This is a genomic window from Luteibacter sp. HAY1-4A (genome assembly GCF_056755355.1).
In genome coordinates this window covers 1-17,158 of sequence record NZ_JBNDHZ010000050.1, presented here as the reverse complement: position 1 = coordinate 17,158, position 17,158 = coordinate 1, and the positions used below count along the sequence as shown (strand labels likewise).

At 64.1% G+C, this 17,158-nt stretch carries 13 protein-coding genes; 9 read left to right on the top strand and 4 right to left on the bottom strand.

The window, feature by feature from the left end; all coding sequences use genetic code 11:
- Positions 1-51 precede the first annotated feature (51 nt).
- The 4 genes from ACPYOD_RS15520 (at position 52) to ACPYOD_RS15505 (ending at position 4,073) form a co-directional block, all read left to right on the top strand.
- A complete protein-coding gene (locus ACPYOD_RS15520; RefSeq protein WP_481302628.1) occupies positions 52-948 on the top strand; it encodes a LysR substrate-binding domain-containing protein in 897 nt (298 codons plus the stop codon).
- 234 nt (positions 949-1,182) lie between these two features.
- Positions 1,183-2,124 (top strand): outer membrane protein, encoded by a 942-nt coding sequence (locus ACPYOD_RS15515; RefSeq protein ID WP_481302614.1) that lies wholly within the window; start codon positions 1,183-1,185, stop codon positions 2,122-2,124.
- Between the two features lie 157 nt (positions 2,125-2,281).
- Positions 2,282-3,505, top strand: a complete 1,224-nt coding sequence (locus ACPYOD_RS15510; protein WP_481302613.1) for an MFS transporter — start codon at positions 2,282-2,284, stop codon at positions 3,503-3,505.
- Positions 3,506-3,536: 31 nt separating this feature from the next.
- Positions 3,537-4,073, top strand: a complete 537-nt coding sequence (locus ACPYOD_RS15505) for an N-acetyltransferase family protein (RefSeq protein WP_481302612.1) — start codon at positions 3,537-3,539, stop codon at positions 4,071-4,073.
- On the opposite strand, the gene mnmE is transcribed toward ACPYOD_RS15505, so the two are convergent.
- The 4 genes from mnmE to rpmH all read right to left on the bottom strand — a co-directional run bounded on the left by mnmE (position 4,074) and on the right by rpmH (position 7,774).
- Positions 4,074-5,417, bottom strand: a complete 1,344-nt coding sequence (gene mnmE, locus ACPYOD_RS15500; protein ID WP_481302611.1) for a tRNA uridine-5-carboxymethylaminomethyl(34) synthesis GTPase MnmE — start codon at positions 5,415-5,417, stop codon at positions 4,074-4,076.
- A gap of 52 nt (positions 5,418-5,469) precedes the next feature.
- The gene (yidC, locus tag ACPYOD_RS15495; RefSeq protein ID WP_481302610.1) at positions 5,470-7,176 is read right to left on the bottom strand and encodes a membrane protein insertase YidC; all 1,707 of its coding nucleotides are present in this window, start codon (positions 7,174-7,176) and stop codon (positions 5,470-5,472) included.
- A gap of 68 nt (positions 7,177-7,244) precedes the next feature.
- The gene (gene rnpA, locus ACPYOD_RS15490; RefSeq protein WP_481302609.1) at positions 7,245-7,625 is read right to left on the bottom strand and encodes a ribonuclease P protein component; all 381 of its coding nucleotides are present in this window, start codon (positions 7,623-7,625) and stop codon (positions 7,245-7,247) included.
- Between the two features lie 14 nt (positions 7,626-7,639).
- Complete coding sequence (gene rpmH, locus ACPYOD_RS15485; RefSeq protein ID WP_007082494.1) at positions 7,640-7,774, bottom strand: 50S ribosomal protein L34; 135 nt, start codon at positions 7,772-7,774, stop codon at positions 7,640-7,642.
- Between the two features lie 191 nt (positions 7,775-7,965).
- Between rpmH and dnaA the strand changes: the two genes are divergently transcribed.
- The 5 genes from dnaA (at position 7,966) to ACPYOD_RS15460 (ending at position 16,769) form a co-directional block, all read left to right on the top strand.
- The gene (gene dnaA / locus ACPYOD_RS15480) at positions 7,966-9,321 is read left to right on the top strand and encodes a chromosomal replication initiator protein DnaA (protein ID WP_481302608.1); all 1,356 of its coding nucleotides are present in this window, start codon (positions 7,966-7,968) and stop codon (positions 9,319-9,321) included.
- Positions 9,322-9,534: 213 nt separating this feature from the next.
- A complete protein-coding gene (gene dnaN, locus ACPYOD_RS15475) occupies positions 9,535-10,635 on the top strand; it encodes a DNA polymerase III subunit beta (RefSeq protein ID WP_481302607.1) in 1,101 nt (366 codons plus the stop codon).
- A gap of 88 nt (positions 10,636-10,723) precedes the next feature.
- A complete protein-coding gene (recF, locus tag ACPYOD_RS15470; protein WP_481302606.1) occupies positions 10,724-11,806 on the top strand; it encodes a DNA replication/repair protein RecF in 1,083 nt (360 codons plus the stop codon).
- A gap of 69 nt (positions 11,807-11,875) precedes the next feature.
- Positions 11,876-14,320, top strand: a complete 2,445-nt coding sequence (gene gyrB, locus ACPYOD_RS15465) for a DNA topoisomerase (ATP-hydrolyzing) subunit B (RefSeq protein ID WP_481302605.1) — start codon at positions 11,876-11,878, stop codon at positions 14,318-14,320.
- Between the two features lie 1,147 nt (positions 14,321-15,467).
- Entirely contained in the window at positions 15,468-16,769 is a 1,302-nt protein-coding gene (locus ACPYOD_RS15460; protein WP_481302604.1) for a tetratricopeptide repeat protein, read from the top strand.
- Positions 16,770-17,158: the final 389 nt, after the last annotated feature.

Below are 17,158 nucleotides of genomic sequence, written 5' to 3'. Positions count from 1 at the left end.
ATTGTGCCAACGGGGATTCTGCAACGAACTGTTGAGTTATCCTTGACAATCATGCGCCCGGACAACCTTTCCCACCTCGCCGCCTTCGCCGCCGTCGCGCGCCATGCGAGCTTTCGCAAGGCCGGTGCCGAGCTGACCTTGACCACCTCGGCCATCAGCTACGCCATCCGCAACCTGGAAGAGCGGCTCGGCGTCATGCTGTTCCATCGCACCACGCGGAGCGTGTCGCTGACCGAAGCCGGGCAGCGCCTGCTGGAAAGGCTGGAGCCCGCGCTGGCCGACGTGGGCGAGGCGCTGGAGGAAATGAATAATTTCCGCGCCACGCCGGCGGGCACCCTGCGCATCAACATGCCCCGGGTCACCGCGCAACTGCTGTTGCCGCGATTGCTGCCGCGCTTCCTGGCCCTCTATCCGGACATCCAGTTCGAGGCGGTCGACAACGACGGGCTCATCGATATCGTGGCCCTCGGATTCGACGCGGGCATCCGTTTCCTGGAGCAGGTACCGGAAGACATGATCGCCGTGCCGATGGGCGGCGATCAGCGGGGTGCCTGCGTGGCGTCCCCGGAATACGTCGCACGGCACGGGATTCCAAAGCATCCGAACGATTTGTTCCAGCACGACTGCATCCGCTTCCGCTTTCCCAGCGGACGCCTCTACAAGTGGGAATTCGAGCAGGGACCGAAGAAACTCGAACTGGACGTGCGCGGACGCGTCACTTTCGGCGACCTGCGCCTGGCGCTCGACGCGGCCCTCGCCGGCATCGGCTTCACCCTGGTGCTCGACGAACAGGTGAGCGAACTCGTGGCGGAAGGGCGGCTGGCGCGGGTGCTTGAAGACTGGTGCCCACCGTATCCGGGTTTCATGCTGTATTACCCGCGGCAGAGGCGTGTCACGTCGGCGCTGCGGGCGTTCATCGAGTTCGTGCGCGAAGAACGCTCCGGATAATCCGCTTGGTACCCGTGCCCGAACTCTGACAGCGGCTTGGTTGAGATAATTCGAAATGCAAGAAAAGTGTGATGTATGTCACACTTTTCTTGCAGTCGGTGGTGGCATTCGCCGACTGTATCCCCTCCCTCTTTACCAGCGGACATCCTGTGATCGCGATTGACCGCGATCCGTGCACTCGTGCGTCCGTCGCACGCGGTGGGCGACAGGGTGCGCCGCTCATATGGATTTGGAATGAAATCGTCCCAGCAACACCAGACTCACGTTCGCAAGCTTCATTGGACCGGCGGCATCGCCATATCGCTCGCCGCAGCGTCGGGAACCACGGCGGCCGAAACCCGCCCAGGCAACGGCGTCTACGGCGGGCTCATCGGCGGCGTGGCATGGGGAACCACGCACGACATCACGCAGCGCGGCACGGCCCACGTCCGCGGCGAGCACGCTCTTCCCGGAATGAGAGACTTCGACCTGGTGGTGAACACCCAGGGTCGCGCCAAACAGAGGCGCAGCAAGATGTTCGGCGGCCACGTGGGTTATCGGTTCGACGTCCCCGTGTCTCGTCTCTCGCCTGCGATCGAGCTGGAGGGCATGCGCCTGGCACCGCGCCAGGATGCGAGCCTGGTCAATCCCGAGGCCTCGGGCGTGACGAATATCGGAACGTCGCCGGACCAGGCCTTGCTGGACGATCCGACCTCGATCGCCACCAAGAAGTACGGCGCCGGACTGCATCGTTTCTCCACCAGCATGCGCACGGATGTCGACATGCTGATGCTCAACGCCGTCCTCGCGTACCGCACGAACGGACGGTTCGAACCCTATATGGGGGTTGGCGTCGGCCTGGCGCTGGTAGAAGCACGCCGGGCCGTTTCCTACCAGACGAACCCATCGGGCCCGATCGAGGTGACCCCGGATACCGGTGAGCAAGTGAACCACTTCAATTCGCGAGACCGAGCGACCGACTTCGCCGTGGCATGGCAGGCGAAGTTGGGGCTTCGCGTGGCACTGACGGAACGCATCTCCGCATTCGTGGAATACCGGCTGATCCATGTGGGAGCAACGGATTTCACCTTTGGCAGCACGCGTTACGCGGGCCACGCTCCGACCGACCATTGGCGCGTGAAACACGCCGCAATGCGAACGTCGACCGGCCTGCTGGGTATCCAATACGCGCTGTAAAAACATCGGTACGGCATGGGCCCGCCTGCACCGCGGTGTGGGCGGGCTTATCGGCTGCCGGTGCCACTGCTGTGGCTAGGCGCAAGGGCCAGGCGTATCCTAGGGCGATGTTGCGTCGCACCACCGTGCGCGTGCCCCAACGTCCCCGAGCTTACCAATGACTTCTCCCTCACCCGCGTCAAACCCGGGCACGCCGCCCGTTCGTGCTCCCCACGTGGGCCTGGTGATCCTGGCCCTGGCCGTTGGCGGCTTCGCCATCGGTACCACCGAATTCGCGTCGATGAGCATGCTGCCGCTGTTCGCCCAGGGCCTCGGCATCGACGCGCCGACCGCCGGGCACACGATCAGTGCCTATGCACTGGGCGTGGTCGTGGGCGCGCCGATCATGACGGTGCTCGGTGCGCGCGTGCCGCGCCGCCGCCTGCTGCTCATCCTCATGGCGATGTTCACGGTGTTCAACGGCCTGACCGGTCTGTCGCCGAACTATCACTGGATGCTGGTGTTCCGCTTCCTGGCCGGGCTGCCGCACGGTGCCTACTTCGGTGTCGCGGCGCTGGTGGCCTCGTCGCTGGTGCCGGCGAACCGCCGCACGCGCGCCGTGGGGCAGATGTTCCTCGGCCTCACCATCGCCACGGTGGTGGGTGTACCGCTGGCGAACTGGCTCGGCCAGGCCGTTGGCTGGCGCTGGGCCTTCGCACTGGTGGCGCTGCTCGGCGTCGCGACGATGTCCGCGGTGGCCGCATTCGCGCCCGAAGTGCGTGCGGACGAGAACGCCAGTCCACTGCGCGAACTGGGGGCGCTGAAGCGTCCGCAGGTGTGGCTCACGCTCGGCATCGGAGCCATCGGCTTCGGCGGACTGTTCGCCGTGTACACGTATCTCGCCGACATCCTTCTCTCGGTTACGCACATGCCGCTGAGTACCGTGCCCTGGGTCATCGGTGTGTTCGGCATCGGTCTCACTGCCGGCAACATGATCGTGCCGGTATTCGCCGATCGCGCGCTCACGCGCACGGCCGGCATGCTGCTCGTATGGAGCACCGCGATGCTGGCGGCGGTACCGTTCACCGCAGGCAACGTGTGGGCGCTGGGACTGAATGTCTTCTTCATCGGCATCGGCGGTGCGCTCGGCACCGTGTTGCAGACGCGGCTGATGGACGTGGCTGGCGACGCCCAGGGGCTGGCTGCGTCGCTGAACCACTCGGCGTTCAATACCGCAAACGCGCTGGGTCCCTTCCTCGGTGGGCTTGCCATCGCGCACGGCTACGGCTGGACCTCCCCCGGTTGGGTCGGCAGCGTGCTTGCGCTCGGCGGCCTGAGCATCTGGGCCGTGTCGGTCACCGCGGACAGCCGCGAGCAGGGCGAGGCCGCCAAGTCGTACTGACGAGGCACGGACGACGCGGTAGAGTTTCCGCATGACCCAGACCGATACACCGACCGAACCCCTGCTGCGCCGTGCCGAACCCCGCGATGCCGCGGCCCTTGCGGAATTGATGGAGCGAACGTTCCGGCAGACGTTCGGCGCGTTCAACAGCGAGGCCGAAATGGCGGCGCATGGCGAGCGCCATTTCGGCGAGGCGATCCAGCAACGGGAAATCGGCGATCCGGACGTCGCGACCTTCGTCTGCACGGCGGTCGACGCTCTCATCGCCTTCGCACAGGTTCGCCAGGGCCACCGTCCCGCGGAAATCACGGGAACGAACCCCGTGGAAATCCACCGCATCTATGTGGACTCAGCCTTCCACGGCAAGGGCATCGCGCAACTGCTCATGGCGGCATGCCTCGACGAGGCGAGGCAGCGGAACGCGGATGCGATATGGCTTGGCGTCTGGGAGAACAACCCGAAAGCCACGCGTTTCTATGAAAAATACGGCTTCGCTACCGTGGGCGAGCACATCTTCCACGTGGGCGACGATCCGCAGCGCGACCTGCTGATGATGCGCGCGCTTTAGTTACTTGCCGATACAGAACGAACCGAAGATCGCGCCCAAGAGATCGTCGGACGAGTAGGCGCCGGTGATCTCGCCCAGTGCCTGTTGCGCATGGCGCAGTTCCTCGGCCGCAAGTTCCCCGGCGTGGCTGTCGTGCAAGGCATACGCCGCCCGGGCCAGGTGATCGCGTACCACTTCGAGCGCCACGACGTGGCGGCGGCGTGCGCTGAAGGCACCTTCGCCCGCACCTGCGGTGGCGAGATCCCTGAGCAAGGCGCGAAGCGCATCAAGGCCTTCGCCAGTACGGGCGGAAAGCCAGAGCGTTTCACGTTCGCCACGTGTCTCACGATGCGCTGCCGCCTGCGTGAGATCGATCTTGTTGATCGCGACGATGCGCATGGCATGTGACGGTGTGCCCGCGAAGAATGCCAGGTCATCTTCGGCATGCTCGACATCGGTCACGAGGAGCGCGACATCGCAGCGCTCGAGTTGCGCCCGTGCGCGGCGGATGCCTTCGCGTTCCACGATGTCGTCCGACTCGCGCAGCCCCGCCGTGTCCGCGAGTTCCAAGGTAGCGCCATCGATCGTGACCGACTCGCGCAGCACGTCGCGCGTGGTGCCCGGAATGTCGGTGACGATGGCGCGTTCCTGCCCCGCCAGCGCATTCAGCAGGCTGGACTTGCCAGCGTTGGGACGGCCGACGATGGCCACGGCGATGCCGTCGTTCAAGCGGACACCGCGTCGCGTTTCCACCAGCAGCGCATCGAGGTTCGCGCGTAGCGCCGCGAGCTTGTCGCCGATGACGGGATCGGCGAGGAAGTCGATTTCCTCTTCGGGGAAATCGATGGCGGCTTCGATGTGCACACGCAAGGCGATCAACTCGACGAGCAGCGCCTCCACGCGCGCGGAGAAAACACCTTCCATCGAACGCAGCGCGGCGCGCGCACCGGCCTCGGAGGTGGCGGCGACGACGTCGGCCACTGCTTCCGCCTGCGCCAGGTCGAGCTTGCCGTTGAGGAAGGCGCGTTCGGTGAATTCGCCGGGACGTGCGAGGCGGGCGCCGAGCGCAACCACGCGGCGAAGCAGGGCGTCGAGCAACACCGTGCTGCCGTGGCCTTGCAGTTCCAGCACATGTTCGCCGGTGTAGGACGCCGGTGCCGGAAAGTAGAGCAGGATGCCGCGGTCGATCAGATCGCCGCCACCGTCACGGAACGCGGCGAAGTGCGCGTGGCGTGGCGAGGGCTCGCGGCCGAGCATGTTGCGCGCGATGGAAGGAACCAGCGGGCCGGACACGCGAACGGCGCCGACACCCGCCGCGCCGGCGCCGGTGGCGATGGCCGCGATGGTGTCGTCGCCGTGGTTCATGCGTGACCTTCTATGGCTGGACGGCGCGTCCTTCGACGCGCCGTCCGGATGATCAGGCCGTCTTGGCCTTGAGGTCGGCCTTGTCGACGCTGCGGTTGATCCACCACTGCTGGAGCAGGCTGGTGGCACCGTTCACCGTCCAGTAGAGCACGAGGCCCGCCGGGAAGAAGGCGAAGAACACGCCGAAGATCAGCGGCATCACCTTCATCATCTTGGCCTGGGTCGGATCCATGCCCGCGGTGGGCATCATGCGCTGCGTGAGCAGCGTGACCAGGAAGTACAGCACCGGCAGCACGTAGAGCGGGTCGGGCGCCGAGAGATCGTGGATCCAGCCGACGAACGGCGCCTGGCGCAGTTCGATGGACTCGGACAGGACGCGAAGCAGGCCGATAAAGATGGGGAAGGTGATGAGGATGGGCAGGCAGCCCGCCATCGGATTCACCTTCTCCTTCTTGTATAGCTCCATCATCGCCTGCTGCATCTTCATGCGGTCGTCGCCGTAACGCTCCTTGAGCGCGGCGACGCGCGGCTGCAGCTTGCGCATGCGCGCACCCGAGCGGAACTGCGCATCGGTGAGCTTGAACAACGCGGCCTTGATGAGCAGCACGAGCAGGATGATGGCCACGCCCCAGTTGCCGCTGATGGCGTGCAGCTGCGACAGCAGCCAGTGCAACGGCTGGGCGATGATGGTCAGCCAGCCGTAGTTGCTGGTGAGTTCGAGGCCCGGCGCGATGACGTCGAGCGTGCCCTGCAGCTTGGGGCCGACGTACAGGCGCGCGACGCTGTCGGCGCTCTGGCCCGGCGCCACCTGGATGGCGGGACCGAACGCGCGCACGAGGTAACGCGGCGTGGCGGTGTTGGGGTCGACGATGTTGCTGCTGTAGGTCACGCTCTGGTCGGCCTGCGGAATCCAGGCGACGAAGAAGTAGTGCTGCAGCATGCTGACCCAGCCGCCGGTGATCTGGCGGTTGAGCGGCTTCTTGCCGAAGTCGTCGAAGTGCAGCGACTCGAACTTGTTGTCCGGGCTGTACCACGCGGCACCGAAGAAGCTGTGCTGCTCCGGATCGGTGTAGGCCTTGAGCCAGCTCGCCTTGGGTGCCGGCACGCGCTGCAGCTGCTGGTATGCGTTGCCCGACCAGGCAGCGGTCGAACCGTTCTCGATGCGCTGGTCGAGGTCCACCACATAGTTGGTGCGGTTGAGCGTATAGCGCTTCACCACCTTCACGCCGGACGGATCGGTCCACGTGAGGTCGAGGCTCGCCGACTTCTGGCCGTCGGCCAGCGTGACGTCGGTCTTGTCCGCATGGAAGAGGGCGCGATGGTCGGGCGCGGCACCGGTGCTGCTGACCAGGCCGTTCTGTGCCGCGAAGAAGTGTGCCGGGTCATCGTTGAGCAGGCGGGCCGGCGGCGGATTCGGATCCTTCTTCGTGACCGGGTCTTTCGGATACGCGAGCAGTTCGGAACGCACGATGCTGCCGCCGCGGGTATCGATCGTCAGGCGCAGCACATCGTTCGACAGCGTGACCAGTTCGCCCTTGCCGTCGGCCGGGGCTGCCGTCTCGTTCGGCACCGTGGCGGGCGCGGCGGAGCCGGGCACGCTGCCGTCCGTGTTCGCCTTGCCTGCGCCGGCGGCCGCATCGGTCTGCGCGGCGGGCGTCGGGGCAACCGGTTGGGGGCCGTAGTCCTTCTCCCACTCCGTCCACAGCAGGTACGCCACGAACATGAGCGCGAAGAAGAGGAGCGTGCGCGTTTGATTCATTGCTTAGGCCAGATCCGAAGGGGAGCCACGGCCGGCTGGCCGGGAAGGCGGGAAGAAGAACGGTGAGGTCAACTCGCGATTGTGCCGTCGGCACCCTCGCGCTTCAACGGCCGGATACGGCGGAACAGGCCATCGAGCTCGGCCAGGAGGACGGCACCCGGCTCGCCGACGGCGCAGTCGCGGGCCATGACGAGAATGTCGACCGCCGGCAGCGCGGGCCGCGCACGGCGAAATGCCTCGCGCGCCAGACGCTTGATCCGGTTGCGATCGACGGCACGCTTGGAGCACCGCTTGGAGATGGCCAGGCCGAGCCGGGCGGTGCCGGCGTCGTTGTTTCCGAAGCGCAAAAGAAAACAGCGGCCGCCGAGGCGACCGCTGACTGTTCGCAATGCGGCGAAGTCGGCGGCGCGGCGTAACCGCGCATCGCGCGGCAAGGCGGCGGCGCGCACGACAGGCGAGCCGCTTACGGGATCAGGCGCTTGCGACCCTTCGCGCGACGGGCGTTGATGATCTTGCGGCCGTCGGCGGTGGCCATGCGGGCGCGGAAGCCGTGCGTGCGGGCACGCTTGAGCTTGCTGGGCTGGAAAGTACGCTTCATGGCGCTACATCCGGATGAAGAGGGAAAAAGGCCCGAAAGTATGCGTGACATTCCGTAAGACTGTCAACCGCTTGGGCGAACGACGACACAGGGGCTTCGCGACGACCGGGAGCCCGAGGCGGGGGCGGAACACTGGTAGACTTCGTCGTCCACCCCGCGCGCACGCGCCCCTGCTGTGGCAAGAATACCCGATGAGTGATCTCTGGAGGCGCTGTCTCGAGCGTCTTGAAGGCGAGTTGACGTCCGAGGACGTCCATACCTGGCTGATGCCGTTGCAAGCCAGGGAGGACGGGCACGGCCTGTTCCTTTACGCGCCCAACCCCTATTCGCTGGACACGGTGCGCGAGCAGTACCTGGACAAGATCCAGTCGATCGTCGAACACCTGAGCGGCCGCAACCTGCCCGTTCGCCTGGAAGTAGGCTCGTCCGGCACCCGGCCGGCACCGGGCCGCCCGGCGTCGTCCATGGCGCCAAGCCCCGCCCACGCCGCGCCGCGCATGGCGGAGCCGGCGCACGAGCCGCCGCACGTGCACAACCTCGATCCGCACTACACGTTCGAAACCTTCGTCGAAGGCAAGTCGAACCAGCTGGGCAAGGCCGCCGCCATGCAGGTGGCCATGAACCCGGGCCGTGCGTACAACCCGCTGCTGCTCTATGGCGGCACCGGCCTCGGCAAGACCCACCTCATGCACGCCGCCGGCAACATGCTCATGCAGAACAATCCGGGCGCGAAGGTGCTTTACCTTCGTTCGGAGCAGTTCGTCAGCGGCATGGTGAAGGCGCTGCAGCAGAAGAACATGGACGACTTCAAGCGTCGCTTCCGTTCCGTGGATGCGCTGCTTATCGACGACATCCAGTTCTTCGCCGGCAAGGACACGACGCAGGAGGAGTTCTTCCACACCTTCAATGCGCTGTTCGAGGCGAAGCAGCAGATCATCCTCACCTGCGACCGCTACCCGAAGGAACTCGACAAGCTCGAGCCGCGCCTCAAGTCGCGCCTGGGCTGGGGCCTCTCGGTGGCGATCGAGCCGCCCGACTTCGAAACCCGCGCCGCCATCCTGCTCTCCAAGGCGGCGGAGAAGGACATGGAAGTGTCCGAGGACGTGGCGATGCTGCTGGCCAAGCGCATCCGGTCCAACGTGCGCGACCTCGAGGGCGCGCTCAACACGCTCGCGGCGCGCGCCAACTTCTATCGCAAGCCGATCACCACCGACTTCGCCGAAGAAACCCTGCGCGACCTGCTGAACACGCATGCCCAGGCCGTCACGGTGCCGAACATCCAGAAGACGGTGGCCGATTACTACCAGGTGCGCCTGTCCGACCTGCTCTCCAAGCGCCGTGTGCGCTCGCTGGCGCGTCCCCGGCAGGTGGCCATGGCCCTGTCCAAGGAGCTGACCGAGCACAGCCTCCCGGAGATCGGGGAGGCCTTCGGTGGTCGCGACCACACGACGGTGCTGCACGCCTGCCGGACGATCCGCGGTTTCTGCGAGAAAGACGTACGCATGCGCCAGGACTGGGAGCAACTCATACGTATATTGACGGGCTGAGAAGCTGTGGATAATAGGTGGATGGACGGAGGACGGTTTCGAGGCCCGAAGTTATCCACAAGGCACCCACACGAAACCGCGTGTTCAAGCCAGTCGATATCTTGAATCAAGCTTTTGAAACAAAACGTGTTTTCGGGCTTGTCAAGATATCCACCGGCCCAACAACTACCACTAATAAAATCTTAAAAACTTAAAAGCAGGAGTAGGGGACGCATGCAATTCAGCATCCAGAGGGAAGTACTGCTCAAACCCCTGCAGCAGGTGGTGGGCGTCGTGGAACGCCGCCAGACGCTGCCCGTGCTGGCCAACCTGCTGGTTCGCGCCTCCGGTAGCGAGGTGTCCTTCACCGGTACCGACCTCGAAGTGGAGATGATCGCCACCACGGCCGCCGACGGCGTGCAGGAAGGCGAGATCACCATCCCCGCCCGCAAGCTGTTCGACATCGTTCGCGCGCTTCCCGATGGCGCGAAGATCGACGTCAAGTTGAACGGCGAGCGCATCGCGCTGAATGCGGGCCGCAGCCGCTTCACGCTGGCCACGCTGCCCTCCAGCGAATTTCCGACCATCGACGAAATCGAACTCGTCGAGCGCGTCACGCTGCCGGAAGAAGTGCTGCGCGACCTGATGGACCGCACCGCCTTCGCCATGGCGAACCAGGACGTGCGTTACTACTTGAACGGCATGCTGCTGGATCTCCAGGAGCACACGCTTCGCTGCGTGGCCACCGACGGCCACCGCCTGGCGCTCAAGGAAACCAAGCTGGAGAGCTCGGTCTCGGCTCGCCGCCAGATCATCATTCCGCGCAAGGGCGTGAACGAACTGATCGGCCTGTTCGAATCGGGCGAAGGTTCGGTGGAGCTCGAGTTCGGCCGAAACCACCTGCGCGTGCGGCGCGGCGGGGTGGTGTTCACCTCCAAGCTGATCGACGGGCGTTTCCCGGACTACGAAGCGGTGATCCCGCTCGGGGCCGACAAGACAGCCACGATCGAGCGCGACGTGCTGCGCAGCGCCTTGCAGCGCGCGGCCATCCTCTCCAACGAGAAGTACCGCGGCGTGAAGCTGGAACTCACCCCGGGCCGCATCAAGATCGTCGCGCACAATCCGGAGCAGGAAGAAGCCCAGGAAGAGGTGGAAGCCGAGACGGTCGTGGACGACCTGGCAGTGGGTTTCAACGTGGGTTACCTGCTGGACGCCCTCGGTGCCCTCCGTGGCGAGAAGGTGCGCATCAACCTGCGCGACGCCCAGTCGAGCTGTCTGTTGCAGGAAGAGGGCAACGACGAGGCCCGTCACGTGGTGATGCCGCTTCGTCTCTGACGGCGAACCACGCTAAAGTGGGGCCCCACGACGCCGGGATGTCTCAGACACCCCGGCGTTTCTCGTTCTGGATTGGCCAGGGAACCTGATGAAGTTCGAGTTGCTGCGGATCGCCGGACTGCGTTGCCTGGAGCAGGTGTCGGTGACGCCGGCTGCCGGGATCAACGTGTTCGTCGGCCCGAACGGCGCCGGCAAGACCAGCGTTCTGGAAGCTGCCTACCTGCTTTCGCACGGAAGATCGTTCCGCGCCGGCTCTCGCGATGTGCTGCTGAAGCGGGGTGCCGCGGCGCTTTCGGTGTATGCCGAGGTGCGCAAGGCCGACGGTGGCCTCCGCCGGTTGGGCTTGGGAAGGGAAGGCGGCCGTTGGCAGGCGAGGGTGGATGGAGATTCCGCGGCGTCCCTGGGTACTTTGGTTCAGGAATGCGCCGTAGTGTGTTTCGAGCCCGGCTCTCACGATTTGATCGCCGGCCCGTCCGATGAGCGCCGACGCTACCTCGACTGGGGTTTGTTCCACGTGGAACATGGATTCGTGGGCCAGTGGCGCCGTTACCAGCGTGCACTGAAGCAACGCAATTCGCTTCTGCGGCAGGGCGGGAACCCCGACCCCGCACTTCTTGAGCCCTGGGAGGCGGAACTCGCCTCAGCGGGGGAAGGCATCACGAGCTATCGGCGGGACTACCTCTCCCGGGTGCTGCCGCACATTCAGGGTTTCATGGGGAACGTGCTGCCCGAACTGGGGCCGTTTTCCATTAAGTATCGTCCCGGGTGGGATGAGATGTCCGATCTCGCACATACCTTGGCGGAACGCAGGCAGCGAGACCTGGCACGAGGCCATACGACCGTCGGCCCCCACCGCGCCGACTTTTCGGTGGCCTTCGAGCAGGCGCCTCTTCGTGAACATCTATCGCGAGGCCAGGAGAAGCTCTGTGCTCTCGCGTGCCTCTTGGGCCAGGCCTCCCTCCATGCCGAAATCCGCGGAGAATGGCCTGTCGTCTGCCTCGACGACCTTGCATCCGAGCTCGATCGTACCCATCAAGAGTGGGTTGTGGGGCAACTCTTAGGGCGCGACGCCCAGGTTTTCGTGACCGGCACAGAGGTTCCTTCGGCCCTTGCCGATCAACCCGTTGCGATGTTCCACGTGGAACAGGGTGCCGTCACAGCTTTGCTATAATCGACCGACTGTCCCGAGGCCTTTCCGCGCCACTCGGGGCCGCACTCTGGCGCCATCACCGGGCATCGCATGAACGAACCTCTCGATCCGACCACGAACTCGAACGCCTACGATTCCGGCAGCATCAAGGTCCTGAAGGGTCTCGACGCCGTCCGTAAGCGCCCCGGCATGTATATCGGCGACACCGATGACGGCACTGGCCTTCATCACATGGTGTTCGAGGTGGTGGACAACGCCATCGACGAGGCCCTGGCCGGGTACTGCGACTACGTCAAGGTCACGATTCACCAGGACGGCTCGGTCGGTGTCGACGACAACGGCCGCGGCATCCCGGTGGATATGCATCCGGAAGAGGGCAAGTCCACCGCCGAGGTGGTGATGACCGTGCTCCATGCGGGCGGCAAGTTCGACGCCAACTCCTACAAGGTGTCCGGCGGCCTGCACGGCGTCGGCGTGTCTGTCGTGAACGCCCTCAGCCAGAAGCTGTGGCTGACGATCTGGCGCGACGGCAAGGAGTACCGCCAGGAATACGCCCATGGCGAACCTCTGGCCCCGATCGCCGCGGTCGGCGACGCGAACCGCCGCGGCACCCTGGTGCGCTTCCTGCCCAGCCCGGCCACCTTCACCAGCAACATCGAGTTCCACTACGACATCCTGGCGAAGCGCCTGCGCGAGCTGGCCTTCCTCAATTCCGGCGTCACTATCGAGCTGGTGGACGAGCGGAACGACCGCAAGGACATCTTCGCGTACGAGGGCGGCATCAAGTCGTTCGTGCAGCACCTGGCCCAGCTGAAGACCGCGTTGCATCCCAACGTGATCAGCTTCAGCTCGTTCTCCGAAGGCATCACCGTCGAAGTGGCGATGCAGTGGACGGACGCGTACCAGGAAACGATGTTCTGCTTCACCAACAACATTCCGCAGCGCGACGGCGGCACCCACCTCACGGGCTTCCGTGCGGCGCTGACCCGCACGCTGCAGAGCTACATCGAGAAGGAAGGCCTGGCCAGGAACGCGAAGGTCGGCCTCTCCGGCGACGACATGCGCGAAGGCCTGATCGCCGTGCTCTCGGTGAAGGTGCCGGACCCGAAGTTCTCGTCGCAGACCAAGGACAAGCTGGTCTCCAGCGAGGTGAAGACGGCGGTGGAGCAGGTCGTCAACGACAAGCTCGCCGAGTTCCTCCTGGAGCATCCGGCCGAAAGCAAGGCCATCGCCTCCAAGGCCGTGGACGCCGCCCGCGCCCGCGAAGCGGCCCGCAAGGCGCGCGAGATGACTCGCCGCAAGGGCGCGCTGGACATTGCCGGCCTGCCGGGCAAGCTCGCCGACTGCCAGGAAAAGGATCCCGCGCTTTCCGAACTGTTCCTGGTGGAGGGTGACTCCGCAGGCGGCTCCGCGAAGCAGGGCCGCAATCGCCGTACCCAGGCCGTGCTGCCGTTGAAGGGCAAGATCCTCAACGTGGAGAAGGCCCGCTTCGACAAGATGATTTCCTCCGCCGAAGTCGGCACGCTGATCACCGCGCTTGGCACGGGTATCGGCAAGGAGGAGTACAACCCGGACAAGCTGCGCTACCACCGCATCATCATCATGACCGACGCGGACGTGGACGGCTCGCACATCCGCACGCTGCTGCTCACCTTCTTCTACCGCCAGATGCCGGAGCTCATCGAGCGCGGGCACGTCTACATCGGCCTGCCGCCGCTGTACAAGGTGAAGCAGGGCAAGCAGGAGATGTACATCAAGGACGACACCGTCCTGAACGACTACCTCATCGCCAGTGCGGTGGACAACGCCTCACTGACGCCGGAAGAGGGTGCGCCGGCCATCGATGGCGTGGCGCTCGAAAAGCTCCTGCGCGATTACCAGACGGCGCTGGATCAGATCCAGCGGTTGAGCCATCGCTTCGACGTGGCCGTGCTCACCGCCATGATCGAGCATGCCCCGATGGTGGATGGTCATTGGAGCGACGCCGCCGGCATGCAGGCCTGGCTGGACGGCCTCGCCCGGCGTCTCAGTGCCAGCGGGCTCGGCAAGCCCACGTACGCCCTCCGCTTCCGCGCTGCGCTCAATGAGCAGGGTGCGGCGATCGAAGTGGAGCGCATGCAGCATGGCCTGAGCCACACGTGGATCATGCCGCAGGCGTTCTTCGCCGGCACCGAGTTCCGTGCCATCCAGTCGATCGCGCAGCAGCTCTCGCAATTGGGCCTGCAGGCGGGCGCCGTGGTTCGCCGCGGCAACGGCTCGCGCGGCGTGCTTTCGTTCGCCGACGTACGCAACTGGCTGCTCGACGAAGCGAAGAAGGGCCGCACCATTCAGCGCTTCAAGGGCCTGGGCGAAATGAATCCCGAGCAGCTGTGGGAAACCACGGTGAACCCGGAAACGCGCCGCATGCTGCAGGTGGGCATCGAGGACGCCGTTGCCGCCGACCAGATGTTCTCGATGCTGATGGGCGAAGCCGTCGAACCGCGCCGCGACTTCATCGAATCGAACGCATTGAAGGTGGCCAACCTCGACGTCTGATGGCGATCGAGGTCGATAGTGCTCCGTTCAAGTTATGAGATCACGGGATTAGGGCGGGAGGAAAGAGGAACGTCCCGCTTCGGGTTACCAAGGTGAATTCGGGCGGCTCGTAATCAGGTGTCCCCTCGGGCTCGAATGGAGCAGGCCGTATGGGACTCAACGGAATGGAAACCTCGAATTCACCCAAGAATTTGCCTTCCTCGGTTCTGGTTACCTGAAGCCGCCCCTTTGATGCGCTGAAACGCACATATCGCGTAGTCCCATATTCGCTCAAATCATGGCCGATCCCGTAGTTACAGTGGAAAGTGTTTCTCACGGGACTCGGGCCGATCGCGTACTCCCCCACGGGGTCGAACTCCCCGGGGGGAATGTGCAGCGGCAGGTGGACGGACAAGCCCAATGACTCGACGAGCGCAAGCCCCGTGGGTCCCGGACCGTTCCAGCCTCCTGGACTCATGCCACCATACCAATGCAGGCTCCACGTGCCTTCCGGCGGAAAGAGGTGGAAGTACGTCCACATTTCGTTTGCCTGGAACTCTCGGACTCTGTTATCTGGCACCGAGAAGATTGCCTTTACAACACCTTCGGGATGTTGCTTCGAAGATCGCTTCCCCGGATGAGGTAGAAGCCAGTTTCCCAACATATCATCCGTTTGCCGGGAAGACAGAACCTCGTCGTACGTCCTTTCCATGACCGCTCCTTGACGTGTTCGCACACACCGCTAAAAGGCCGGTGTGCGTCATTGTCGCCAAGGGCGCGCCAGTACCAAATAAAGCTTTCGATGTAGGTGTGTCGACACAATCGATGCTGCCACCGGGGGGTGCTACGGGCATGCCGCTTACGGGCTACGTCTCAGGTTCATGCCTCCCAGGGAAGAATGTCTGATGCACCTGTGAACCGGTTCCGTGTGCACTGCACGCGTTTCTTGAGCGCCGTCACAATTTCGATGAACGTGGATAAAAATGGCGTTTTCAAGGCAACCTTTTACCTACAAATAGGTAAGCGCCAACATTCTTCTAACAAGTCATTGTTTTGACTCTCATTTTTTCTTGCACTGCGACTTGTTCTTAGGAATCGAATCAGGGTAACCTCTGTAGTCCCCCGGAGAGCCGCCTTGTGCGGTGACTCCTACAACCGAGGTCATTCAATGAAACAGGGTTCCCTCAGCAAGTTCGCGCTCGCCACGGCCATCGCACTTTCCCTCGTCAGCGGTGCATCGATCGCTCGCGACTCCAAGCCTCAGGAAAAGAAAGAAGCGCTGTACCCGAATGCGACGCGTGCGGAACCCAAGCTCGACCTCAAGAGCGAGAAAGACCAGAAGGCCCTGAACGAAGGTCTGGACGCCGCCAACAACGGCGAGAAGGACAAGGCCCTGCAGATTCTGCAGCCGCTGGCCGACGGTTCGGGCACCAGCAGCAAGTACGCCCAGGCGCTGGCCCTCCAGGGCATCGCCAACATGAAGTACAACGACGGCGACATCAAAGGCGCCATCGCTACGCTCAAGCAGGCGCTCGATATCGGCGTGATGCCGAACGACACCTACTTCCAGCTGAAGTACATGTACACGCAGTTCCTCGTTGCCGACGAGCAGTACGCTCCGGCGCTGCAGTCGTTGCAGGAGTGGCGCAACGAAGGCAAGAAGGAAACCGCCGATTCCTACGGCCTCGAAGGCAACATCGATTACCGCCTCGAGAAGTATCCGGAAGCGATCGCCGCGATCACCAAGGCCAAGTCCATGCCGGACGCGAAGCCGCAGGGTTCGTGGGACCAGATCCTCGCCGCCAGCTATGCCGAGACGGGCCAGGGCGACAAGGCCGCCGCGCTCGCGACCGAAGCGCTGCAGAAGAATCCGAACGACGCCACAGCCATCAACAACGCCGCCTCGTCGCTCATCCAGGCACAGAAGTATCCGGAAGCCATCCAGCTCCTCGAGAAGGCCCGCAGTGCCGGCGCCTTCAAGGACGAGAAGCAGTACGTGAACCTCGCCAAGGTCTACCTCATCGACGGCCAGGATCACACCGAGCGCCAGGCGTCGAACGCCGGCAAGGCTGCCGCGGTGCTGAAGGAAGGCTTCGACAAGGGCGTGGTGCAGAAGTCGGGCGAGAACTACAACCTGCTCGGCGACTCGTACGTCACCGGCGACGACATGAAGAACGCGCTCGCTGCGTATCAGGAAGCTGCCAAGGTCGCCACGAACGGCGAGCCGGCGCTGAAGGTCGCACGCGTGCAACTCCAGGAAAACCAGTACGCCGCCGCTGAAAAGTCGGCGACGGATGCCATCAGCAAGGGTGTGCAGCATAAGGGCCAGGCCTACATGCTGCGTGCGGAAGCCAAGCGTGGTCAGAAGAACAAGCAGGGTGCCATCGCGGACATGAAGCTCGCGGCCCAGGACCCTGAAACGTCTGCCAAGGCCAATGCCTGGTTGAAAACCGCAGGTACCGGCAAGTAAACGCTTGTAAAGACCCGGAAGGGGGGGATATGAATCGTTATAAATCCTCCCTTCAGGTGCTATACAAACGCTATATGCTGGTGTAACTTGCATATCTTTCCGCTTGCAGAAACCTGCGTTTTCGGCATTGTCAAGCCGTCAACGCCGGACGAGCAGTGCGGGCTCACTTCCGCTTGATTAGCTCTTGATAGTGACTGATGGCCTCAAGTAACGAATCAACCGGCCAAGCGCCGTTCAGTTGGGGGCGCACAAGTGCGTTGGCAGTAGCCATCGCGCTGCACTCGTTCGCCTTCCTGCTGCTGGTCGCGCCCATGGCGCCGCCCAAGACGCAGGAAAAGCAGAAAGAGAAGGTCGTGCAGGTCGATTTCATCTGTCTCTTATACACATCT